The sequence below is a fragment of the Salarchaeum japonicum genome, assembly GCF_049705945.1.
Taxonomy (GTDB): domain Archaea; phylum Halobacteriota; class Halobacteria; order Halobacteriales; family Halobacteriaceae; genus Salarchaeum; species Salarchaeum japonicum_A.
This window is the reverse complement of record NZ_JBNAMV010000004.1, coordinates 1,308,129-1,329,367: the sequence shown is the minus strand read 5'-3', so window position 1 is coordinate 1,329,367 and position 21,239 is coordinate 1,308,129. Positions and strand designations below refer to the sequence as shown.

Sequence of the window (21,239 nt, the reverse complement as noted above, 5' to 3'; positions counted from 1 at the left end):
CGTCGCGAACCGGAATAAGTGTCAGGGACGCGTTAGTCGTAGAGGAGCTGTTCGAGTTGGCGGCTCCGCCGCGACACGTCGAAGTACGGCTCGACGCCGTCCGTGCTCGCGAGTCGATCGATGAGGAGGAGGACATCCACGCCCCGGCGCTCCGCTTCGCTTGCGAGCGCCGACACCTCGCTTCGGTAGAGCGCGAGCGAGTCAACGAGCGCGAACACGCACGCGACTATCGCGCCCACCTCACCGTCCGGAAACCCCGGAATCGCCTCGGAGAACGCCGGATACTCCGCGGGCGGGCTATCGACGGGTTCGACCGCGAGACAGCGCGTGCAGAGCGCCGCGCCCGGCCGGTCGTCCGGCAGGTGCTCGCGCGCTACACCAGGCACTGGAAAGGATAGCTGGTCGCCGTCACAGAGAGAACACGCCATACGTCGAGAAGACGGGGAACGGGGATGTAGGTGGCGACCGCGCGGCTACGTCTCGGCCTCGCGCGCCTGCTTCTCCTCCGCTTCCTTCTTGTTCTTCACCTTCTTCATGCGGAACGTCTCCTCGCGCTCCTGCTCTTCGAGTTTCTGCTCGATGTAATCCTGGTTCTCCCGGAGTTCGGGAAGGATGTTGAACTCGAGGGCGTTCACGCGGCGCTTCGTCTGCTCGATCTCTTCGAGCATCTTCTTCATCGCCGTCTCCACCTCGGCCGCGAGAATGATGGATTCGAGGAGTTCCTCGTAGGCGTCCGCGGCCTCGTCGATGCGCGCGGACGTCCCGATGACGCCGTACCCGCGCTCGTCGAGGTTCTTCTTCACCTTCGAGGACTCAATTTGGGGGACGACGACGCCCATGATGTTCTTCGACTCCACGCTGAGCTCCGGCTCCTCCTTCAAGGCGGCCGCAGCACCGCGGACGGCGACGTCGCCCTCCATCGCGCGCGCCATGTTGATCTTCTTCTGCGCGTCCTCGTAGTCGGCTTCGAGGTCGGAGCGCACGTCTTGGGCGGTGTCGAGGATGTCCATGAACTCCATGATGAGGCCGTCACGCTTCTGTTCGAGCGTGTCGTGCCCGCTCTCGGAGAACTCGATGCGCTCCTCGATCTCCATCAGGTTCTTGCGCGTGGGTTTGACGTCTCCTGCCATCGTTTTCAGTCGGCGCTAACCGGCGAGTCGTCGGACTCCTCGGAGTCCGTCTCGACCTCGACGTCCTCGGTGTAGTACTGTTCGATGTGCTCCTCGTCGAGGCGGTTGAGTTCCTCCTTCGGGAGCATCGACAGCACGTCCCAGCCGATGCTGAGCGTTTGCTCGATGCTGCGGTCGGTGTCGAAGCCCTGGTCGACGAACTCGGACTCGAAGGCGTCCGCGAAGTCGAGGTACTTGTTGTCGCGCTCGCTGAGCGCTTCGCGACCGACGATGTTCACGAGGTCGCGGAGGTCCTTCCCCTCCGCGTACGCCGCGAACAACTGGTCCGCCACGTCGCCGTGGTCGCCGCGGGTGAGACCCTCGCCGATACCGTCGTCCATCAGCCGGCTGAGGCTGGGGGAGACGTCCACGGGCGGCGTGACGCCCTGACTGTTCAGGTCGCGGTCCATCATGATCTGGCCTTCCGTGATGTACCCCGTGAGGTCGGGAATCGGGTGCGTCTCGTCGTCACCCGGCATCGTCAGGATGGGAAGCTGCGTGACTGTTCCCTCCCGGCCCTTGATGCGGCCCGCGCGCTCGTAGAGCTGCGCGAGGTCCGTGTACATGTATCCGGGGTAGCCACGGCGGCCCGGAACCTCCTCGCGTGCCGCGCCGATTTCGCGCAGCGCCTCACAGTAGTTCGTCATGTCCGTGAGGATGACGAGGACGTGATAGTCCTTGTCGAACGCGAGGTACTCGGCGGTAGTGAGCGCGAGACGCGGCGTGATCGTCCGCTCCACGGCAGGGTCGTCGGCGAGGTTCGTGAAGACGACGGAGCGTTCGAGCGCGCCCGTGCGCTCGAAGTCGTCCATGAACTCGTTCGCCTCCTCCTTCGTGATACCCATCGCGCCGAACACGACCGCGAACTCCGTGTCGTCGTCCTCGTCGCCCTCCTCCGGCACTTCGGCCTGGCGCGCGATCTGGAGCGCGAGGTCGTTGTGCGGGAGGCCGGACGCGCTGAAGATCGGGAGTTTCTGGCCGCGCACGAGCGTGTTCATCCCGTCGATGGACGAGACGCCCGTCTGGATGAAGTCCTCGGGGTACTCGCGAGCGTGCGGGTTGATTGCGGCGCCGATGATGTCGCGGCGCTCGTCGGGGACGATGTCGGGACCGCCGTCGATCGGGTTCCCGGAGCCGTCGAGCACGCGCCCGAGGAGGTCCTCGGTCACGGGCATCTTCATCGTCTCGCCGAGGAACCGCACCGAGGCGTCCTGACCGATACCTTCCGTGCCCTCGAACACCTGAATCGCGACGAGTCCGTCGCTGGATTCGAGGACTTGACCGCGCTTGATCTCCCCACTCGGGGTTTCGATCTCGACGATCTCGTCGTATCCGATCGGTTCGTCGGTCTCGACGTAGACCAGCGGGCCGCTGACTTCGGTGATGGTCTGGTACTCTTTCATTAGTACTTCTCCCGGAGCTGTTCGGTGAGCTGTTCTTTGATCTCCTCGACCTCTTCCTCGGCCTCGTCGTCCGGCGTCGTGCCGAGCCGGTTCAGCCGGGGCGCGGCGTCGACGTCCGTGATTTCCTCCACGGGGACGCCCGCTTCGAGCGCGCGGAACGCCTCCTCGCTGTAGTGGTGGATGGCGGTGATGATGAGGTAGGTCTTCTCGGGCGGACAGTACGTGTCCACGTCGTGGAGCGCGTTCTGCTGGAGGAACGCCTCCCGGATGTAGCGCGCCACGTCGAGCGTGAGGCGCTGGTCGTCCGGGAGCGCGTCCTCGCCGACGAGCTGCACGATCTCCTGGAGGTCGGCTTCCTCGTCGAGCACGTCGACGGCCCACTGGCGCTCGTCCGGCCAGTCCTCGGCGACGTTCTCACGCCACCAGTCGTCGAGCTGGTCCTTGTAGAGCGAGTAGGACTCGTTCCAGTTAATCGACGGGAAGTGTCGGCGTTCCGCGAGGTCGGAGTCGAGCGCCCAGAACGTCTTCACGATACGGAGCGTGTTCTGGGTGACCGGCTCCGAGAAGTCGCCGCCCGGCGGGCTGACCGCGCCCACGACCGAGACGGAGCCCTCGCTGCCGTTCAGGTTCTCGAACAGGCCCGCGCGCTCGTAGAACTGCGCGAGACGGCTCGCGAGGTAGGCGGGATAGCCCTCCTCGCCCGGCATCTCTTCGAGCCGGGAGCTGATTTCGCGCATCGCCTCCGCCCACCGGCTGGTGGAGTCGGCCATCAGCGCGACGTCGTACCCCATGTCGCGGTAGTGCTCCGCGATGGTGACGCCCGTGTAGATGCAGGATTCGCGCGCCGCGACCGGCATGTTCGAGGTGTTCGCGATGAGGCACGTGCGCGCCATCAGCGCGTTCCCCGACTTGGGGTCTTCGAGTTCGGGGAAGTCCTCGATGACTTCCGTCATCTCGTTCCCGCGCTCGCCGCACCCGATGTAGACGACGATGTCCGCGTCACTCCACTTCGCGAGTTGCTGCTGGGTGACGGTCTTCCCGGACCCGAACGGCCCCGGAATCGCGGCCGTCCCGCCCTTCGCAAGCGGGAACAGGCCGTCCTGGACGCGCTGGCCCGTGACGAGCGGCGTCTTGGGCGTGTGCTTGTCCACGGTGGGTCGGGCCTCGCGGACCGGCCACTCCTGGTGCATCGTCACCGTCTCGCCCGAGTCGAGTTCGACCACGGGGTCCGTAACGGTGTACTCGCCCGCCTCCACGCTGGTGACCTCGCCACCCTCGTGACGGGGCGGAACGAGGACCTTGTGTTCGATGCTCTCAGTTTCGTCGACCGTGCCGACAACGTCGCCGGGTTCGACGACATCGCCCTCGGAGACGGTGGGAGTGAACTCCCACTCCTTCTCCAGGTCGATGCCGGGCGCGTCGACACCACGGTCGAGGAAGGCGCCCATCTCGTCTTCGAGGACGTCGAGCGGGCGCTGGACACCGTCGTAGATGGAGTCCAACATACCCGGTCCGAGGTCCACGGTCAACGGGTCGCCCGTGTTCTCGACGGGTTCGCCGGGCGCGACCGCGGACGTCTCCTCGTAGACCTGGATGGTCGTCACGCCGCCTTCGATTTCGATGACCTCACCCATCAGCCCCTCTTCACCGACGTACACGACGTCGTTCATCTGGGCGTCGAGGTCCGTGGCAGTCACGACGGGACCGCTCACGCTCTCGATTTCGCCGGAATCAGTGATTGTTTCTGCCTGACTCATTCGTTCTCACCGTCTTCTTCCGCCATCAGGTCGATGCCGATGGCGCGCTTGATTTGTTCGCGGAGGCCGCTCCCACCCGCTTCGCCGCTACCGATAGTGACGACCGTCGGTTCGACGCTCGTCTCGACGTCTTGGCGGGTCTTCCGGGAGAGGTAGTCGAGGTCGTCCGCGTGCATCACGACGATACCGATCTCGTCGTTCGCGAGCACGGATTCGACGGCCTCGTCGAGCTCGTCGGATTTCTCGTCGTCGGGGACGTTCTCGAACGTCTGTACGCCAGCCAGCCGGAAACCCGTGGTGAATTCGGCGCTCCCGACGACGGCTATTTTCTGACTCATAGGATGACGAGTTCCTCCTCGATCTCTTCTTCCGTGAGACCGACCTCACGGCCGCGCGCGATGGCACGGACGTTGTCCACTTCACGCTCCTTCGCCAGCACGTACCCGAGCACGGGACACACGGACAGCGGAAACACGTGCGAGAGGTGTTCCGAGTAGGAGAGAAGCGCGGCGTCGAGCGCGTGCTCGAACGCGATGAGGCTGCCCGCCTCGTCGAGTTCGTCCAGTTCGTCCGCGAGTTCGTTCCCGTAGTGGCTGTCGCGCAGCCGTGCGACGAGTTCGTCCCAGTTGTCCGCGAGCGCGTCGAGCTCAGTGGGTTCGAACAGTCGCCCGCCCTCGATGTAGTACTCGGCGGGGTCGAGGTCGGCGCCGCTTCGCGCGAGCCGAACCGCGTTCCGGACGTTCCGGAAGTCGATGTCGGCCTGCAGGAACTTCACGAACTCGCGGGTGCCCGCGGACGTACTCCGCACCTGCTTCAGGAGGCGGTCGTAGAACGCGAGGTCGACCGCGTTCTCCAGCGGGACGAGCGAGTTCGTCTCCTCGTACTCGCCGTACACGTCGTCGAGCGCCGGTCCGAACAGCGTGTCGGACAGCAAGTCGACGACCGTTCGGATTTCGTCCGCGTCGGCGAGCAGCGACAGCGTGTCGTCGTCGAGCTCGCCAGCGCGAATGAAGTCCTGTTCGATTTCCGCCGGCTCCGTGTCCGCATACACGCCGCGGAGCGCCGTCTTGACGTTCCACGCGTCGAACTTCCGGAAGTAGCGGACGAGAAGGTCGCGGAGCGTTCCCTGCGACCACTGGAGCAGGTCGTCGAAGTGCTTCGCGAGGTTTCGGTTGAGCGCGTACTCGACGAGGTCGACGCCCGAGAACCGGGAGCCGAGCTCGTTCACTTCCGCCTCGTACTCGGACTCCTCAAGGAATCGAGCGATCTCGCTCGTTCCCATCCGCATCAGCGTCCGGTAGTCGTCCTCGTCGAAGAGGACGGCGCGCCGCGACTTCACGCGAGCGTTGACGTACGCGTAATTCGATGCGTCGCGGCTGATGACGTTCATTGTTCGTCGAAGAGCCGGTTACTGATCTGTTTGAGGTCGTCCTCCCAGACGTCGTCGAGCACCGAGTCGAACGTGTTCTTCACGCGCACTCGTGACGTCTCGCTCTCCACGATGACGCCGCCGAGGCAGTCGTATTCGCCGGCAATCGAGACGTTCGTGTAGTCGTCGAGGATGTCGGAGAGGAGCGTCTCGTCGCTCGGCGCGTAGTGAACGGCGAGCTGCGCGTCCTCGTCGAACGACTCGATCGCGTCGTTGAGCAGGGCCCGCGTGAGTTCCTCGCGGTCCTCACCGTCGAGGCTCGCGATGCGGTCCTCGACGTCCTCGCGGACGGATTCGAGGGCGTCGCGGCGCGCGCTCATTCGCTCGTGTTTCGCGTCGAGCTTCGCGCTGGAGACCGCCTGTTCGCGCTCGCGTTCGATTTCACGCTCGACCTCCGCCTCGGCCGCTTCGAGAATGTCGTCGGCCTCGGACTCGGCGGCCGACACGATGTCGTCGGCGCGGTCCTCGCCCTCTTGGCGGATTTCGTCGGCCCGTTCCCGGGCGTCCTCGCGGATCTCTTCGACTACCGTGTCCAGACTCATCTTAGATGATGAAGATGACGACGATCGCGAGGATGACGAGAGTCTCGGGGAGGACCGTGAACAGGATCGCGTTCCCGAAGAAGTCCTCGTCCTCGGCGAGAGCGCCGACGGCCGCGGCGCCGATTCCGCCTTCCGCGACACCAGCACCGAGCGCGGCGACACCGACGCCGAGCGCGGCGCCAGCGGTGGCGATGTTACCAGTGAGTTCAGCGGGGGCGAGAGCGGCGTTGTTCAGAATCGGTGCGAGAGCGTTGACGAACGCGATAACGAATTCAAACATGACTAATTAGTCTTGGGTCGTGTAGGATCGGTCGTAGCCGAACGGTTCGTATTTCGTCCCACCGCCTTCATAAAACTTCCCAAAGAACTCGACGTATTCCAGGCGAACGGCCTGTAGGCCGGCGCTCGTGACGCCGAGGGCAAGCACTAAGAGGTGGCCGAGGACGAAGATGAGGATGCCGCCGAGCACGGCCGTAATCGGGCCGTGCACGAGGCCGCCGAACATCAGTTCGGCCTCGGGGTGGTGTGTCTGTACGTAACTCCAGTCGTGTTCGAGCATGAAGTGGAACTCCCCGCTGTCCGGGTCGTTCGGGTGGGTCTCGTACGCGCCGAAGAAGAGGAGGTTGACGACGAACGCCATCCCCGCCTTCGCGAGCATCACGGCGGCGAGCCGCGTGTACGAGAGGACGTGCGTGAGCGAGTTCAGCGCGCCCTCGATACCGCCGACCGCGCCCTCGGCGTAGATGAGGAGCGCGTACCCGACAAGACCGATGACGAGCGCCGCCCAGCCGACCGTCGCGCTGAACCCGGTGAATCCGAGCGGCTGACCGGAGAGCGCGGTGAACAGGAGTTCGGGCTTCGCGCCGGAGAGCGCGTGGCTGAAGATCCACGTCCAGAGGCCGACCATCAGAATCGCCCACGACGCGCCCTCGGTGAGCGCATCCCAGACGCCGTGGCGCATGCGCTTGTATGTGTCAATGCCGTACCCGAGCGTGAGGTGGCCGAGCGCCACGAGCACGGAGACGACGAGCCAGAGGCGCGCCCACTCCGCGTTCCCCGGCATCAGGCCCTTGTGGATCGGCGGGCTGCCGTTCCAGAGGTACTCGCTGATGAGGTGGAAGCCGAATATCTCGCCGTACAGGAACCCGAACACGATAGTCGCGATTCCCGAGAGGACTGCGACGCCGCCGAGCGCGGCGAGCGCGTCCGAGTCGAGGCTGGTGTACATCCACCAGCCGGCCGCGGTGTAGAGGACTCCGTACCCGACGTCCCCGATCATGAACCCGTAGAACGCCGGGAACGTGAGGAACAGGATGATGGTCGGGTCGAGGTCGTAGTAGTTCGGGCGGTTGATGACGCGGACGAGCATCTCGAACGGCTTCACCGCGCCGGGGTTGTCCTGCACGACCGGCGGCTGTTCCGCGGTGCCGCCGTCGGTCGCGGCTTCCTGCTCGCCGTGACCGATTTCGTGCTCGGGCGGTTCGTACTCCGCGCGTTCGAGTTCCTCGACGTCGACACCGTCACCGCCTGCGTCCTGCACCGCGGACGCGAACTCGGCGTACTCCGTGGTCGGAACCCAGCCCTCCGCGACGAACGCGTGTTCCGTGGTCGCGAAGTTGAGCGGGGCTTCGGCCTTCTGCACCTCGATGTTGAGCTTCTCCTCCGCAGCGAGGAGAAAGCCCGCGTGTTCGAGACGGAGCCCGTCGAGTTCGTTCTCGACGGTCGCGAGTTCGGATTCGAGCTTCTGACGCTTGTGTTCCAGCGAGTCGAGGTAGTCCTCGGGGCTACCGTTACCCGACGGAATTTCGTGCTGGACGAACTCCACGCCGACGAGCGCGTCCTCCAGAACGTCGGTCGCGTCGCCGCTCGGGTACGCGAAGACGGCGACGACGCCGTCCTCGCTGAACGTCTCGAACGACCGCACGTCGCCGTCGTCCGCGAGCGCGTGCTCTATTTCGGCGGTATCACCCTCGCCGACGGCGACCTCCACGGTGTCGTACCCCTGGAGGAGGTCGAGGTCGATGCCGAGCGTGACGAACGGTTCGGCCGCGTCGATGCGGTCTTCGAGTTCGCTCAGTTGGTCCTCGACCTCGTTGTAACGCTCGTCGAGTTCGTTGACTTCGTCCCGGATGTCCGCGAACTCGTTTTCGAGCGCGTCGTCGGTGACGATGCGGGTCGGGCCGGCGTCCTCCTCCTCGATGCCGAGAATGGAGAGGAGCGACCGAACCGTCACCAGTTTATCCGAGGCGTCGTCCGCCCCGTCCAGCGGACTGCCCGCGTCGAACCCGTCGACGCCGACGTCGCCGCTGGAGTCGCTGAAGTGGAGAACGTTCTGGTCGTGCGCCGCCTCGATGACGTCCTGCACGACTCGGTTGGTGCCCACGACGGACACCTTGCTCATTCGCTCAGGTCTGAGCATGCACCGCCTCCGTGAACCGTTCGAGGGCGAACTCCACCGCGTCATCCTCGTTCTCGGCGGCCGTCGCGAGCAGCGCCTCGCGCTCCGCCTCGCCCTCTTCGAGGATGCGTTCTTTCTCGTGTGCTATCTCCTCCCGGGCTTCGGAGAGGCGCTCTTCCTTGAGCGCGGCCGCCTCCTCCTCGGCCTCCTGGCGGATGTCCTCCGCGGTCTCGCGGGCCTCGGAGATGCGTTGTTCACGCTCCTCCTTCGCCTCCGCGATGATGTCGTCGGCGTCGGACTCCGCCTCCTTTAGTCGTGTGAGAACCTCTGGCCTCGCCATGGGCTAACGGGCGAAATATTGAGCGAGCGCGTATAAGGTAGTTGCGAAAGAACCGAGCGAACTATGGCGCGTCCGACCGAACGCGAATCCAATGGGAGTCCTCGAAGACAAGGCCAGAGCGCGCGTCTTCTACAAGTACCTCTCGAAGGTGTACGACGAGGTGAACGCGTTCATCTGGACGGAGGCGATGCGGGACGAGACCCTGAAGTGGTTCGACCTCGATTCGAGTGCGTCCGTGCTCGACGTGGGCTGTGGCACCGGGTTCGGAACCGAGGGACTCCTCCGGTACACGGACGACGTGACGGGACTCGACCAGTCCGAACACCAGTTGGAGAAGGCCACCGCGAAACTCGGCACGGAGAACGTGGATTTCACGCGCGGAGACGCCGAACGCCTCCCGTTCGCGACGAACTCATTCGACGCCATCTGGTCGTCAGGCTCCATCGAGTACTGGCCGAACCCCCACCTCGCGCTCCGCGAGTTCCGGCGCGTCGTCCGCCCCGGCGGGAAGGTGCTCGTCGTCGGCCCCGACTACCCGGACTCCACCGTGCTGCAGAAGGTCGCGGACGCCATCATGCTGTTCTACGACGAGGACGAGGCCGACCGGATGTTCCGGGACGCCGGGTTCGTCGACGTCGAGCACCGCGTCCTGCAGGCCGAACCGAACCGTCCGCGCGCCATCGTGTCGTTCGGCCGCGTCCCCGACGACGGCTGACGCGACCGCGACGACTCCGCGATTCGTTTTGAGCGTCACTTCCACGTCGTCCCCGGCCGCCGGTACGGGCGTGTTCGTCCCCGCCACCTGAATAGACGCGCGCTCGCCGGCCGACCACCGGGCGTCGGCGGCGCTGTTGAACGGGCCGGTGGGGCCGCTGCGGAACCCGGTCGCGGCGAAGAACGGTACCGGCGGCTGGTGGGCGAGCGCGCGGCCGTTCACCGTCACCGAGAGGTCGAGATCGCTGGCGTCGAGCGACCCGGAGACGAGAAGGAACGTGAGCGTGCCGTCCGCGTCCGCGTCGAGGGAGACAACTGCCGGCTCCGCGGGCGTCACCGACACCGCGAGCCCCGCGACGGCCGCGGCGAGGAGGACGGTGAGCAGGGCGAACAGCGCGACGCCGACGACGGGCGCGAGCGCACGACGTGACACGCCACCTGCTGGCGGCGGCTTCCTACTTCAAGTCGTGGTCGCGTTCACGCGCAGTTCCTCGCCGTCGACTGTCGTCGTCACCGCGAACTCGCCGCGCGGTGCGAGCGTCCACAGCACGCCGTCGTCGACGCCGGTGGTCCCGACTTGCTCGCCAGCTATCGATATCGGCGCGCTCACCGCGCTCCCGTTGTGCGTCACGCTCACGCGGAGCGGGCCGCCGGGGTAGGAGCGGTTCACCGCGAGCGTGTAGTTCCCGCTGGTGTTCGTCCAACCGGGGTCCGTCGCGACGACGGAGAGAGCGGTCTCGCGGGTCTCGTGGTAGGGCTGGCCGCTGCTCGCGTCGAGATAGGAGAGGATGGTGCCGTCCAGGTGGGTGATTCGAGCGCGATAGGCGTAGCCGCCGAACTGATACCGTCCGGAGCTAACGAACCCGTTCCCCTCGCGTGCCCACGGGTAGAGAGTGTCGAGAATGCCGTCGAGCGCGGAGGAGCTGATTTCTCTCGCACCGTTCTCGTCGAGCATATCAGTTCGGTAGACGGTACGCTGGTAGATTCCGTCGGTTATCGTGGAGAGCGCGAATCCGCTCGGTGCGACGAGCACCGCGAAACGACTGTCTGCCCCGCCGCGAACAGCACTCGCGGCACGGGCGCTGGGTTCGGTGACGAGCGGTGTCAGTTCGGCCTGGAGGGCGAACAGGGTCGCGCGGAGGTCGGAGCCGCGTGCCGCGAACGAGAGCAGTGAGTTCGGGGTCGGGTCGTTTCGCGGACCGATGTAGGAGAGGAGTTGGTCGGCCCGGCTCTGAAGTTCCCCGAGCGTGGTGGCGTACTGTTCGGCGGTCGTGTCGCCGTCGAGGTAGGCCTGGCGGGCAGCGCGTTCGCGTTCGAGGAGTCTATCGACCGCGGACGCGGCGTTCTCGGTGGCGTTTTCGAGAACGCGTTGGCGTTCGGCCCCCGTCTCGGCGGCGTCGAATGTGCGCGCGAGAGCGTTGCGGGAGAGCGTCCACGTGGCGGCGGCGGCGTCCATCCGAATGGACGCCATCACGGACGCGTCGGGCGTGGTGAAGTTCGAGTGCTGTGCGCCGGGGAGGGCGAGGACGCGGCTCGTGTTCTCGGAGAGGCCGACGACCGTCGCGGCGCCCTGCACGTCCGACACGGACGACTGCGTGGACGAGGGGTCGTCCGCGGCGGCGACGGCGAGCGGCGTCGTGAGGAGGAGGAGCGCGGCGAGCGCGAGCGGGACCGAAACGCGGGACATACCCGAGTCGTAGGGCGCGGCGTACAAAAACCTACTCGGGACGTGTCCGAATGATGGAAAGCGTTTTGCCGTCACGACAACCACTCGGGAGTGTTCATGCGGCAGGCCGCCCTGATACTCGCCCTCGTCTCCCTCCTCGTCGCGCCTGCGGCAGTCAGCGGTGTCGCCGGCGCACAGCCCTCGACGCCGGACCCCGCGGGAACCACTGTCACCATTCAGCTTCAGGCCGACGGGGACGCGCGCTGGAACGTCTCCGTGCGGTACGCGCTCGACGGCGCGAACGAGACGGCGGCGTTCGAATCGCTGCTCGCCGACTACCGGAGCGGTGCGGATGTCGGACCGAAAGCGGACGTGTTCGAGACCGTCGCGGCCCAGCAGTCGGAGCGCGTCGGCCGCGAGATGGCGGTCCAGCAGGTAGAGCGCGGCGGACGGCTGGACGCGACGAACGGGAACGCGACGGGCGTGCTCACGCTCACGTTCACGTGGACGAACTTCGCCGTGGTGGAGAACGACAGCATCCGCGTCGCCGACGCTTTCGAGGGCGGCTGGTTCGGGAGTCTGGAGGCGGGTGAAGAACTACTCGTCTACCCACCGGAGGGCTACTCGCCTGACACGGCGACCCCCCAGACGGGGTTGGTGAACGGCGCGCTCCAGTGGGAGGGCCCGCAGTCGTTCGACGACGGACCCGCGATGACGTTCATCGAGGGCGCGTCGGGCGCTGGCGTCCCGTGGATGCTCGTCGCGGGCGCGGCGGTGGTCGCGCTCGTCGTCGGGGCCGCGGGCGTCTACGTCTGGAAGGACGGCGACAGCCTCCGAGAGACCGTTCCCTCGGTCGGACACGACGAAGGCGACAGTGTCGGGGAGACTGTAGAGCGCGACCGGGAAGCGCAACCGACCGCGGAGCACGACGCGACCGCCGAGTCTGAAGCCGACGCCGACGCGGCGACTGCGCCGCCGTCGGACGAGTCGGGCGACGCTGCCGTCGGGGACGAGGAGTCCGAGGAGTTGTTGAGCGACGAGGAGCGCGTGGAGCGACTCCTCGAAGAGCACGGCGGGCGGATGAAGCAGGCGAAAATCGTGGAGGAGACGCGGTGGTCGAACGCGAAGGTCTCCCAACTCCTCTCGTCGATGGCCGACGAGGGCCGCGTGGAGAAACTCCGCATCGGTCGGGAGAACCTCATCTCGCTCCCCGAAGAAAACGGCGAGTCGTAGGCGACGCGTTTCGAAAGCGTTTACGTCGATGCGAAAGCAGTGATTGACGATGAAAGTTCTCGTCACCGTCAAAGAGGTAGCTGAAGTCGAGGAGGACTTCGAGATCTCGAACGGCGAGATCGAGGAGACCTACCTGGACTACGACCTCAACGAGTGGGACGACTACGCCGTCGAAGAGGGCGTCCAGCTACAGGAGGCCGGCGACGACGTAGAAGTCGTCGCGGTCACTATCGGCCCCGAGCGCTCCGAGGAGACGATTCGGATGGCGCTCGCGAAGGGCGCGGACCGCGCGGTCCGCGTGTGGGACGACGCGCTCGAGGACACGAACCTCCTCGACGTCGAGGCGAAGGCCGACATCCTCGCCGCGGTGGTCGAGGAGGAAGACCCGGACATCGTGCTCTCAGGCGTGCAGGCCGCCGACGACGCGTTCGGCGGCACGGGCGTCGCGCTCGCCGAGGAAGTCGGGTTCGAGTGGGCCGCGGTCGTGAACGCGCTCGACACCGAGGCGGTGCTCGACGAGGGCGTCGCGTCGGTCCGGCGCGAACTCGAGGGCGGCGTCGAGGAGCTCACGGACGTGGAGCTCCCCGCCGTACTCACCATCCAGACCGGTATCAACGAACCGCGGTACGCGAGCCTCCGCGGCATTCGGCAGGCGCAGTCGAAGGAGATCGCGCCGAAGGCGTTCGACGACCTCGGTCTCGACGCGAGCGTCGCGGACAGCGCGCTCGAACTCACCGACATGTACGAGCCCGAGAGCGAGAGCGACGCGCAGTTCATCGAGGGCGACGCGAGCGAGCAGGCCACGCAGTTGGCTGACGTGCTCCGCGAGAAGGGGGTGGTCGACGGATGAGCGACGTTCTCGCCGTCGCCGAGCACCGCCGCGGCGACCTCCGCGACGTGTCCTTCGAACTCGTGACCGCGGGCCGCGAACTCGCCGACGCCACGGGCGGCGACCTTCACGTCGCCGTCGTCGGCGGGAGTACGGAGGAGTTCGCGGACGCGCTGAACCGCGAGGGCGTCGACCAGCTCCACACCGTCGACTACGGCGAGGAGTTCAACCACGACGTGTACGTGCAGGCGACCGAAGCCCTGTTCGGCGAGCTCGACGCGGAGTTCCTCGTGCTCCCGAACAGCGTGAACGGCCTCGACTACGCGCCCGCTATCGCGAACAAGCTCGGCCTCCCCTACGTCTCCGACGCGGTCGGCGTCGAGTACGACGGGAGTCTCACGGCGACCCGCGAGATGTACGGGTCGAAGGTCGAGACGACCATCGAAGTCGCGGAGGGCCCGTACGCCGTGTCCGTGCGGAGCGGCGAGTGGCCGGCCGCCGAGGGCGTCGGTGACGCCGACGTCTCGGCGTTCGACGTGGACTTCGACGAGGACGCCATCCGCTCCGACGTGACCGGGTTCGAGGAGGTCGGCGCTGGCGACGTGGACATCAGCGAGGCCGAGTTCCTCGTCTCCATCGGCCGCGGTATCGAGGAGGAGGAGAACCTCCCGCTCATCGAGGCGCTCGTGGATGCGACGGACGCGACGCTCTCGTCCAGCCGCCCCATCGTGGACAACGGCTGGCTCCCGAAGAACCGCCAAGTCGGCCAGTCCGGCAAACAGGTCACGCCGACGGTCTACCTCGCAATCGGTATCTCCGGCGCGGTGCAGCACGTCGCCGGGATGAAGGGCGCGGAGACCATCATCGCCGTGAACACCGACCCCGACGCCCCCATCTTCGACATCGCAGATTACGGCGTCGTCGGGGACCTCTTCGACGTCGTCCCCGCCCTCATCGAAGAATTCGGCGGCGACGCACCCGACATCTAAGTCGAGCATTCGCGGCCGCGGGCCTTCGCTGCTCGAACGCAGTGAGAGCAGGCTTTTTCGTTCTGAGTTTCGAGGAGCGGTCCGCTTCGCTACTCCGAAGCCAGTTGGAGTTCGTCGTCGAAGAGGCTGCGGAAGCGGGCGTAGACGGTGTCGCTGAGGGCGGGCCGGTAGAACTCGTAGACTGCGCGGAGGTCGCGGGCGCGGGCGGCGTGGGTGAGGAAGTCGAGGAAGCGGTAGAGGCGGTCGGGGGTGACGTACATGAGGGCGGCGGAGAGGCCGCGGACGTACAGCCAGTCGCCGGCGTCGAGGTCGTCGAGGGCGGTGCTGAGGCGGATGCCGAGGCCGGTGAGGTCGCTGGGGGCGACGCGGTCGATGACGGTGAGCGGTCCGGTGTACGCGAGGTCGGTTCCGGTGACGGGGATGACGGTGACGGCGGCGGGGTCGATGTCGCGGTCGTGGAGGCGGCGTTCGAGCCGGTTCGGGGTGTCGCGGTACGTGACGACGAGAACGCGAGTGCCGTCGGTGGGAATGGGGAGGAGGTCGGCGGACTGGCTGGGTTGCGGGACGACGAGCTGGGTGCCGGGTTCGACGCCGGCGAGCAGTGTGTCGTCACTCATCGGTGGCCTCGTCGAGGGCGGCAAAGCGGTCGTCGCGGTCCGCGGTGAAAGTGTCACGGACGAGGGTCCAGGTTCCGATGGCGAACGCGAGCGCGGCGAGGGCGTGGACGAGGTAGGACGCGATGACGAGGAGGTCGGTTCCGACGCCCGCCCAGAAGTGGAGGGTTTGGAGGACGGCGGACGCGGTGAAGAGGAGGACGCCGTAGCCGATGGCTTCGATGCCGTCGCGGTAGTGGAGGGTGTCGCGGTACCGGATGCCGACGTAGATGCCGACGCTGCTCGCGGCGACGAACACGGTGATTGCGACGCCGAGGAGGACGCGGGCGACTGTGTCGAGGACCGTCATCGGACGACCACCTGTTGGGTGCCGATGCGGTAGTACTGGAGGGCGGCGTACGCGACGGTGAGCGATGCGGCGAACCACGCGAGCGCGCTGAACACGAGGGCGTCGACGAACTGACTGCCGAACGTCCACACGAGGAGAACGGTGGAGAAGCCGGCGACGGCGGCGACGACGCGGCCCCAGGGAGTGCCGCGGTACTCGCGGTAGGCGAGCAGGGCGAATGTGGTGCTGAGCGTGTAACAGACGAGTTCGAAGTGAAGGACCACCTCCCTGAGGAGGTCGACGAGCGCGGCCATACGTCGAGAGGCGGCCGCTGGCACGTAACGTTGACGGGGCGTTCCGAGGGAGTGAAATGCGTGAAGCCCCGACGAGGTGGTAATGGAGTACGTCGAGGCGCGTCGCGAGCGGGTCGAGGAGCGGCTTGCTGAGGTCGTGGCGCGCGTCGACCCCGTGGAGCTCTCGGACCAGCTCGCGGACGCGGTGCTCGCGGGCGGGAAGCGGGTGCGGCCGACGTTGACGATACTGGTGTGTGAGGCGATGGGCGGCGACCCCGCGGACGCGCTCGACTTCGCGGTCGGCATCGAACTCGTGCACAACGCGTCGCTGGTGGTGGACGACATCATCGACCGCTCCGAACTGCGGCGGGGGGAGCCGTCGGCGTGGGCGGCGTCCGGGTACGGTCCGGCGCTGGTCGCGTCGGACGGCTTGCTCGGCGAGGCGTTCGCGCTGTTCGACGACCCGCGCGCGATGAGCGCGGTGGCGGACGCGATGGTGGAACTCGGCGAGGGCGAGGCGATGGAGCTCGTGGACCGCCCGGAGACGGAGGAGGAGTACATGACGCTCGCGCGCCGGAAGACGGGCGCGCTGTTCCGCGCGGCGGCCGAGCTCGGCGCTATCGCGGCTGACGCCGACGAAACCGCGGTCGAGACGGTCGGGGAGTACGCGGAGCACGTCGGCGTGGCGTTCCAGATTCGGGACGACGTGCTGGACGCGACCGGGGAGACGGCGGCGCTCGGGAAGCCCGCGGGCCAGGACGAGGTGATGGAGCGGCCGTCCGTGGTGCGGGTGACCGACCGTGCCGTGGAGGACGTGAACGCGCTCGCGGAGGCGGAGAGCGCGCAGGCGCGGGCGGCGCTGGAGAGCCTCGACCTCGTGGACGGCGACGCTCGCGAGTACCTCGAGGAGCTCGCGGAGTTCGTCGTCGAACGCGAGCGCTAACCCCGTTACGACCCGTTACGCGGGGTTTCTGCGGCTCTCGATGACGGCGAACGTGAGCGTGCTGGCGACGCTGAGGAGGGTGCCGGCGGTGAGCACGAGCGCGAGCACGGGGAGGGTGACGTAGCCGAGGACGTACGCGCTGAGCGTGTGGAGGACGGCGGTGATGGCGAGCACGTAGAACGGCGCGTTGAGGTAGCGCCACTTGAAGCGACCGGCGAGGTACTCGTCCGTGATTTGGCCGAAGCTACTGGTGAGGCCGGCGGCGGCGAACCAGCGGACGGCGCCGAAGAGGAGGGCGGCGACGATGGTCGCGGCGTCGGGGTCGGCGACCGATTCGCGGACCGTCTGGAGGTGGGTGACGCCCTGCATGCCGCCGACGGCGAGGAGGGCGGCGGCGACGACGTACGTGATGATGGTGACGCGGCCGGTGTAGAGGACGTTGCGCGCGCGGTCGACCGCGGAGTCCACGGCGTCCTCCAAGCCGAGGCCGCGGAAGAGGACGTAGAGGCCGAGCACGGCGGAGGCGAGACCGAGCACGGTCCCGGGGAGGCCGACCGCGTTTGCGAGCACCGTCAGGGGGTAGATGAGGAGGAGCACGCCGAGCGGAACGAGGAGCGTTCCCCGGGTTTCGGGGTCGTTCAGGACCTGTTTGATGGTGTAGTACATGGATTCGAGGTCCTGGGCTTGCCGGACGACGACGCGGCGGACGCCGTCGATGGTGACGCGCGAGCGGATGACGGGGACGACGGACTCGTCTTGCGCGCCGTCGGTAACGACGATGGCGCGGACGGGCTCGGCGGTCTGGAGGCCGGCGAGGATTTCGTCGACCTCGCGGCCGACCTCGCGGTTCGCGGCGACGCCGCCGGACTCGACGCCCGTGACGGCCGCGACCTCCACGCGCTCGTCTGCGGTGAGGCGGTCGTAGAGGTGGACGCCCTCGAAGAGGACGTTCACGTCGGAGTCCTCGGGGTCGGCGGTCGCGAGGGAGACGGCGGCGTCCTCCACGGCGTCCCGGCCGACGACGGGCGTGTCGAGCCCGGTCTTCCGGCCGAGGTCGTCGTCGAGGTCGACGCAGAGAACGAGCAGCATCAGCGAGTGGTACACCGTAGAGGGTTAAGGGCCTTCGGGAGCGCGGGAGGCGGTGGCACGCGCGAACCGGGAGCGCACGGCTTTTGACGCTTCACGCAGTAACGTGGGTAACGAATGATCTCGAAGGGCTGTGAGCAGTGCGCGAAAGGAGGGAAGATGGTGCTGTTCGTCTACGGGTACTGCGACCAGCGCGACTGCTTCTACTGCCCGCTCGGGGAGAACCGGAAGAACGTCACGCAGACGTACGCGAACGAGCGTCCCGTCGAGAACGACGAGGAAATCATCCAGGAGGCGAAGAAGATGGACGCGCTCGGGACGTCCATCACGGGCGGGGAACCGCAGGAAGCGCTCGACAAGACGTGTCGCTACCTCCGCCTGCTCAAGGAGGAGTTCGGCGAGGACCACCACACGCACCTCTACACGGGCATCACGGGCGGCCGCGAGAACATGCGCCGCCTCAGCGAAGCGGGTCTGGACGAGATTCGGTTCCACCCGCCGTACGAGCAGTGGGGCGACCTCCACGGCACCGAGTGGGAGGACATCCTCTACATCGCCCGCGAGGAAGGGCTTACGCCCGCGTTCGAGATTCCCGGCATCCGCGCCGAGGAGGAGTTCCTGGAGTTCCTCGACGAGGGCGCGGCCGACTTCTGTAACGTGAACGAGTTCGAGATGAGTCAGGGGAACTACGAGCGCATGCAGGACGCGGGCTACGAACTCCAGGAAGGCCACATGAGCGCCGTGGACGGTTCGAAGGACGCGATTCTGGAGGAGATGGCGGGCCACGAGAAGGTGTACTTCTGCACGAGCGTCTTCAAGGACGCCGCCCAGCACCGCAACCGCCTGAAGCGGATGGCCGAGAACATCGGCCGCGAGTTCGACGAAGTCACCGACGACGGCACGCTCGTGTACGGGAAGACGTACACGGACCGCGAGCGCTTCGAGGACCTCGGCGTCCCCGACGAGTTCTACACCGCGAAATCCGACCACGTCGAGGTCGCCTGGTGGCTCCTGGAGGAGATGATCGAAGACGGCGACGTGGACGACGGCGAAATCGTCGAACAGTACCCGACCTACGACGGCCAAGTCGTCGAACGGACGCCGCTGGCGTAGGGAGCGTTCGCGGCCGCAGGCCGCGATTCACTCGCCTGAACAGTCACTTTTGCTGAAGTAGTCGGGTCAAGGGCAGGTGTCGCGGACGGCTTCGCAGGCTTCGTCGGGGTTGATTTCGTAGATGGTGACTTCTTCGTTCTGGTAGGCGACGGTGACGCCGGTGCGGTTGTCGTAGATGCTGGGGCCGTAGGCGTCGCGTTCGGTCGGGCCGTAGTAGACGTACTGGACGTCGTAGTAGTCGAGGAGGAGCGCTGCGGACTCCCAGTCGGCGTCGAGCATGTAGGCGGCGTCGGTGGCGCGGGTGTTGTAGGTCTCGGCGCCGCGGTAGCCTTTCTCGTGGGTCCAGCCGGCGACGGTGGGGATGCCGGTGAGGCTGGACGGCGCGTTGACCCAGGTGTAGGTGGTGCGGCCGGGTTTCGCGAGGAGGACGGGCGTGCCGTCGACGTGGCTGTCGAGCCAGTCGATGGCGTCGGCTTCGTAGGGATGCGTGGTTTCGACGTACCGGGTGCCGTCGAGGCTGGGGTCGTCGCCGGCGAGTTCGTGGTGTTGGGCGAGCGCCGCGGCGGGGAAGACGGCGGCGCCGACGAGGAGGACAGCGACGGCGACGGCGGCGGCGGGTGCGAGCGCGCGGGCGGTGCGGAGCGAGGGCGCGCGGTCGCTGACGCGGGCGGCGGCTCGCTGGAGGACGGCGGTGGCGGCGACGGCGGCACCGATTCCCCAGAGCACCCAGACCTGCATCGAGACCTTGTAGACGGTGTTCCAGCGGGGGACGGCGGGGCTGAACGGGTAGACGCGGGCGTACGCGAACTCTACCGCGAGTACGAGACCCGCGCCGGCGACGAGGAGCACCAGCCAGAACGCGGGCGTGCGGCGGCGGAGGACGTACCAGCCGACAGCGAGGAGCGGGGCGACGACGGCGACGGCCGCGAGGTCGAACGCGAGGAGTGCGCCGGCGACGAGAGCGGCGAGGACGCCGAGCGCGAACGCGGCGAGCGGGCTGGGGAGCGGGAGGTCGTATCGGCGGACGGCGAGCGCGAACGCCGTGAGGAAGGTGCCGTAGGCGAGGACGAGCGGGCCGAGGCCGGTGCGGGGCGGGAGGAAGCCGACGCCGCGGTTGACGGGCGTGTGGAACAGGAGGAAGGGCGCGGCGACCGTGACCGCGAGCGCGGCGACGCAAAGCGCGCCGATGACGGCGGCGGCGTACCGCGCGAGTTCGTCGGCGACGGGGGATTCGAACTGCCGGGGACTGGGCGTGTGCGGGGAGAACGCGAGCGCGAGCGTCGCGAGGCCGATGGTGGTCGGGAGGCCCCACGTGTTGACGAGGGTGAGGAAGCCGCCGGCGACGCCGAGGCAGGCGAGGCGGAGGAGGCGGGCCCGGCCGCGCGTTCGGAACACCGTGTAGGCGAGTGCGGCGACCAGGACGAGGAAGGGCGCGGCGACGACGTGCGCGTGCAGGTCGCCGTTGAGATACGCCCAGAACGGCGAGACGGTGAGCGTGCCCTCGATGACGTAGCGGCCGAGCCAGAAGGACCAGTCCGCGGCGACCGATTCGACGGCGTTCGGAATCGTGGTGCGGATGCCGGTGAAGGCGAACGCGGCGTGGTCGGCCGCGAACCCGGGCGCGAGGTTCGCGAGGACGAGGCGGACGGGGGTGGCGAGCGTGCCGGCGAGGCCGACGAGGAAGGCGGCGAGGCCGCCGGCGAGCGTACCGTTCCAGCCGGCGTTGGCGGCGGCGGCGCGCGCGAGGCCGAACGCGCCGGTGACGAGCGTGGCGTAGAACGTGGCGAGCGCGAGGTTGTACGCGACGCTCGGCGTGACGCCGGTGAGGTGGACGAGCGTGGCGGTCGCGAGCTGCGCGCCGTAGTAGTACCGGAGGCGTTCGCCCGCGAACCACACGTCCTCGGGCGGGAGGACGTCGGCGCGCAGGATGGCGTTCAGGAGGCCGAAGTCGAGGAACTTCTCGCCGCCCGCCGGATGGATTCCGGGGTCGTACGCGCGCACGACCACCAGGAAGGTGAACGCGAGGAGGAACACGGCGAGCGGGCGGCGGACGCGGTCGAGGCGGGGGCGACGCCACCCCCAGAGCGCGACGCCGACGAGGACGAAGCCGCCGGCGGCGGCGATGCTGACGAGGCGGCCGTATGCGAGGTGGCCGAGCCAGTACGCGAGGACCGTGACGGTGGCGAGGGCCGTCGCCGGAGCGAGCGATGCGCCGCTGTCGGAGAACCCGCGGAACACTCGGTCCGCGATGGGGAGGGCAGCGGCGGCGAGTGCGAGGACGACCCCCAGCCACGCGACGACTGGGGCGAACTCCACGCCGTGGGCGTGGTTCGGCGCGCGTATGAGTCTTGTGTCGTGTCAGCGGACGAGACGAACACGGGTCGGAGGCGGAG

At 67.5% G+C, this 21,239-nt stretch carries 23 protein-coding genes; 7 read left to right on the top strand and 16 right to left on the bottom strand.

Annotated elements, in window-relative coordinates; all coding sequences use genetic code 11:
* Window positions 1-32: 32 nt before the first annotated feature.
* Genes ACOZ4O_RS08810 through ahaH form a run of 10 tightly spaced genes read right to left on the bottom strand, consistent with a single transcriptional unit; the run spans window position 33 to window position 9,038 of the window.
* Window positions 33-428: a DUF6276 family protein gene (locus ACOZ4O_RS08810; RefSeq protein ID WP_424524938.1), complete on the bottom strand. Its 396-nt coding sequence runs from the start codon at window positions 426-428 to the stop codon at window positions 33-35.
* A 45-nt stretch (window positions 429-473) separates the two neighbouring features.
* Window positions 474-1,130 carry a V-type ATP synthase subunit D gene (locus ACOZ4O_RS08805; protein ID WP_424524937.1) on the bottom strand — a complete coding sequence of 219 codons (657 nt, stop codon included), beginning with the start codon at window positions 1,128-1,130 and terminating at the stop codon, window positions 474-476.
* A 5-nt stretch (window positions 1,131-1,135) separates the two neighbouring features.
* Window positions 1,136-2,572: an ATP synthase subunit B gene (locus tag ACOZ4O_RS08800; RefSeq protein WP_424524936.1), complete on the bottom strand. Its 1,437-nt coding sequence runs from the start codon at window positions 2,570-2,572 to the stop codon at window positions 1,136-1,138.
* Window positions 2,572-4,329 (bottom strand): ATP synthase subunit A, encoded by a 1,758-nt coding sequence (locus tag ACOZ4O_RS08795; RefSeq protein WP_424524935.1) that lies wholly within the window; start codon window positions 4,327-4,329, stop codon window positions 2,572-2,574. The genes ACOZ4O_RS08800 and ACOZ4O_RS08795 overlap by 1 nt, the downstream gene beginning before the upstream one ends.
* Window positions 4,326-4,667, bottom strand: coding sequence for a V-type ATP synthase subunit F (locus tag ACOZ4O_RS08790; RefSeq protein ID WP_424524934.1), 342 nt, complete (start codon window positions 4,665-4,667; stop codon window positions 4,326-4,328). Before ACOZ4O_RS08790 ends, ACOZ4O_RS08795 begins: the two co-directional genes overlap by 4 nt.
* The gene (locus ACOZ4O_RS08785; protein WP_424524933.1) at window positions 4,664-5,719 is read right to left on the bottom strand and encodes a V-type ATP synthase subunit C; all 1,056 of its coding nucleotides are present in this window, start codon (window positions 5,717-5,719) and stop codon (window positions 4,664-4,666) included. Before ACOZ4O_RS08785 ends, ACOZ4O_RS08790 begins: the two co-directional genes overlap by 4 nt.
* Window positions 5,716-6,300, bottom strand: a complete 585-nt coding sequence (locus tag ACOZ4O_RS08780; protein ID WP_424524932.1) for a V-type ATP synthase subunit E — start codon at window positions 6,298-6,300, stop codon at window positions 5,716-5,718. Before ACOZ4O_RS08780 ends, ACOZ4O_RS08785 begins: the two co-directional genes overlap by 4 nt.
* A 1-nt stretch (window position 6,301) precedes the next feature.
* On the bottom strand, window positions 6,302-6,580 hold the full coding sequence (locus ACOZ4O_RS08775) for a F0F1 ATP synthase subunit C (protein ID WP_424524931.1): 279 nt from the start codon (window positions 6,578-6,580) through the stop codon (window positions 6,302-6,304).
* A gap of 6 nt (window positions 6,581-6,586) precedes the next feature.
* Complete coding sequence (locus ACOZ4O_RS08770; protein ID WP_424524930.1) at window positions 6,587-8,719, bottom strand: V-type ATP synthase subunit I; 2,133 nt, start codon at window positions 8,717-8,719, stop codon at window positions 6,587-6,589.
* Complete coding sequence (gene ahaH / locus ACOZ4O_RS08765) at window positions 8,706-9,038, bottom strand: ATP synthase archaeal subunit H (RefSeq protein ID WP_424524929.1); 333 nt, start codon at window positions 9,036-9,038, stop codon at window positions 8,706-8,708. Before ahaH ends, ACOZ4O_RS08770 begins: the two co-directional genes overlap by 14 nt.
* Window positions 9,039-9,129: 91 nt before the next feature.
* On the opposite strand from ahaH, the gene ACOZ4O_RS08760 reads away from it, so the two are divergent.
* Window positions 9,130-9,753, top strand: coding sequence for a methyltransferase domain-containing protein (locus ACOZ4O_RS08760; protein ID WP_424524928.1), 624 nt, complete (start codon window positions 9,130-9,132; stop codon window positions 9,751-9,753).
* A gap of 198 nt (window positions 9,754-9,951) precedes the next feature.
* Window positions 9,952-10,182, top strand: a complete 231-nt coding sequence (locus ACOZ4O_RS08755; RefSeq protein ID WP_424524927.1) for a hypothetical protein — start codon at window positions 9,952-9,954, stop codon at window positions 10,180-10,182.
* A gap of 30 nt (window positions 10,183-10,212) precedes the next feature.
* Here the strand turns inward: ACOZ4O_RS08755 and ACOZ4O_RS08750 are convergent, their stop codons facing one another.
* The gene (locus tag ACOZ4O_RS08750) at window positions 10,213-11,439 is read right to left on the bottom strand and encodes a DUF7094 domain-containing protein (RefSeq protein WP_424524926.1); all 1,227 of its coding nucleotides are present in this window, start codon (window positions 11,437-11,439) and stop codon (window positions 10,213-10,215) included.
* A gap of 96 nt (window positions 11,440-11,535) precedes the next feature.
* On the opposite strand from ACOZ4O_RS08750, the gene ACOZ4O_RS08745 reads away from it, so the two are divergent.
* From ACOZ4O_RS08745 to ACOZ4O_RS08735, 3 genes are read left to right on the top strand one after another with little or no spacing between them, the layout of a single operon-like run.
* Window positions 11,536-12,651, top strand: coding sequence for a helix-turn-helix transcriptional regulator (locus ACOZ4O_RS08745; protein ID WP_424524925.1), 1,116 nt, complete (start codon window positions 11,536-11,538; stop codon window positions 12,649-12,651).
* A 49-nt stretch (window positions 12,652-12,700) separates the two neighbouring features.
* The gene (locus tag ACOZ4O_RS08740) at window positions 12,701-13,501 is read left to right on the top strand and encodes an electron transfer flavoprotein subunit beta/FixA family protein (protein ID WP_424524924.1); all 801 of its coding nucleotides are present in this window, start codon (window positions 12,701-12,703) and stop codon (window positions 13,499-13,501) included.
* Window positions 13,498-14,469, top strand: a complete 972-nt coding sequence (locus ACOZ4O_RS08735; protein WP_424524923.1) for an electron transfer flavoprotein subunit alpha/FixB family protein — start codon at window positions 13,498-13,500, stop codon at window positions 14,467-14,469. The genes ACOZ4O_RS08740 and ACOZ4O_RS08735 overlap by 4 nt, the downstream gene beginning before the upstream one ends.
* A gap of 89 nt (window positions 14,470-14,558) precedes the next feature.
* Here ACOZ4O_RS08735 and ACOZ4O_RS08730 read toward each other — a convergent pair whose 3' ends face one another.
* From ACOZ4O_RS08730 to ACOZ4O_RS08720, 3 genes are read right to left on the bottom strand one after another with little or no spacing between them, the layout of a single operon-like run.
* A complete protein-coding gene (locus tag ACOZ4O_RS08730) occupies window positions 14,559-15,086 on the bottom strand; it encodes a DUF7504 family protein (RefSeq protein WP_424524922.1) in 528 nt (175 codons plus the stop codon).
* Complete coding sequence (locus ACOZ4O_RS08725; RefSeq protein ID WP_424524921.1) at window positions 15,079-15,432, bottom strand: hypothetical protein; 354 nt, start codon at window positions 15,430-15,432, stop codon at window positions 15,079-15,081. The genes ACOZ4O_RS08730 and ACOZ4O_RS08725 overlap by 8 nt, the downstream gene beginning before the upstream one ends.
* Window positions 15,429-15,725, bottom strand: a complete 297-nt coding sequence (locus ACOZ4O_RS08720) for a hypothetical protein (RefSeq protein WP_424524920.1) — start codon at window positions 15,723-15,725, stop codon at window positions 15,429-15,431. The genes ACOZ4O_RS08725 and ACOZ4O_RS08720 overlap by 4 nt, the downstream gene beginning before the upstream one ends.
* A gap of 82 nt (window positions 15,726-15,807) precedes the next feature.
* On the opposite strand from ACOZ4O_RS08720, the gene ACOZ4O_RS08715 reads away from it, so the two are divergent.
* On the top strand, window positions 15,808-16,647 hold the full coding sequence (locus ACOZ4O_RS08715) for a polyprenyl synthetase family protein (protein WP_424524919.1): 840 nt from the start codon (window positions 15,808-15,810) through the stop codon (window positions 16,645-16,647).
* A 15-nt stretch (window positions 16,648-16,662) separates the two neighbouring features.
* Here the strand turns inward: ACOZ4O_RS08715 and ACOZ4O_RS08710 are convergent, their stop codons facing one another.
* Window positions 16,663-17,736 (bottom strand): DUF373 family protein, encoded by a 1,074-nt coding sequence (locus ACOZ4O_RS08710; RefSeq protein WP_424524918.1) that lies wholly within the window; start codon window positions 17,734-17,736, stop codon window positions 16,663-16,665.
* Window positions 17,737-17,850: 114 nt separating this feature from the next.
* Between ACOZ4O_RS08710 and ACOZ4O_RS08705 the strand changes: the two genes are divergently transcribed.
* A complete protein-coding gene (locus ACOZ4O_RS08705) occupies window positions 17,851-18,846 on the top strand; it encodes a radical SAM protein (protein WP_424524917.1) in 996 nt (331 codons plus the stop codon).
* 66 nt (window positions 18,847-18,912) lie between these two features.
* Here the strand turns inward: ACOZ4O_RS08705 and ACOZ4O_RS08700 are convergent, their stop codons facing one another.
* A complete protein-coding gene (locus ACOZ4O_RS08700) occupies window positions 18,913-21,162 on the bottom strand; it encodes a DUF2298 domain-containing protein (RefSeq protein ID WP_424524916.1) in 2,250 nt (749 codons plus the stop codon).
* Between the last annotated feature and the right edge of the window lie 77 nt (window positions 21,163-21,239).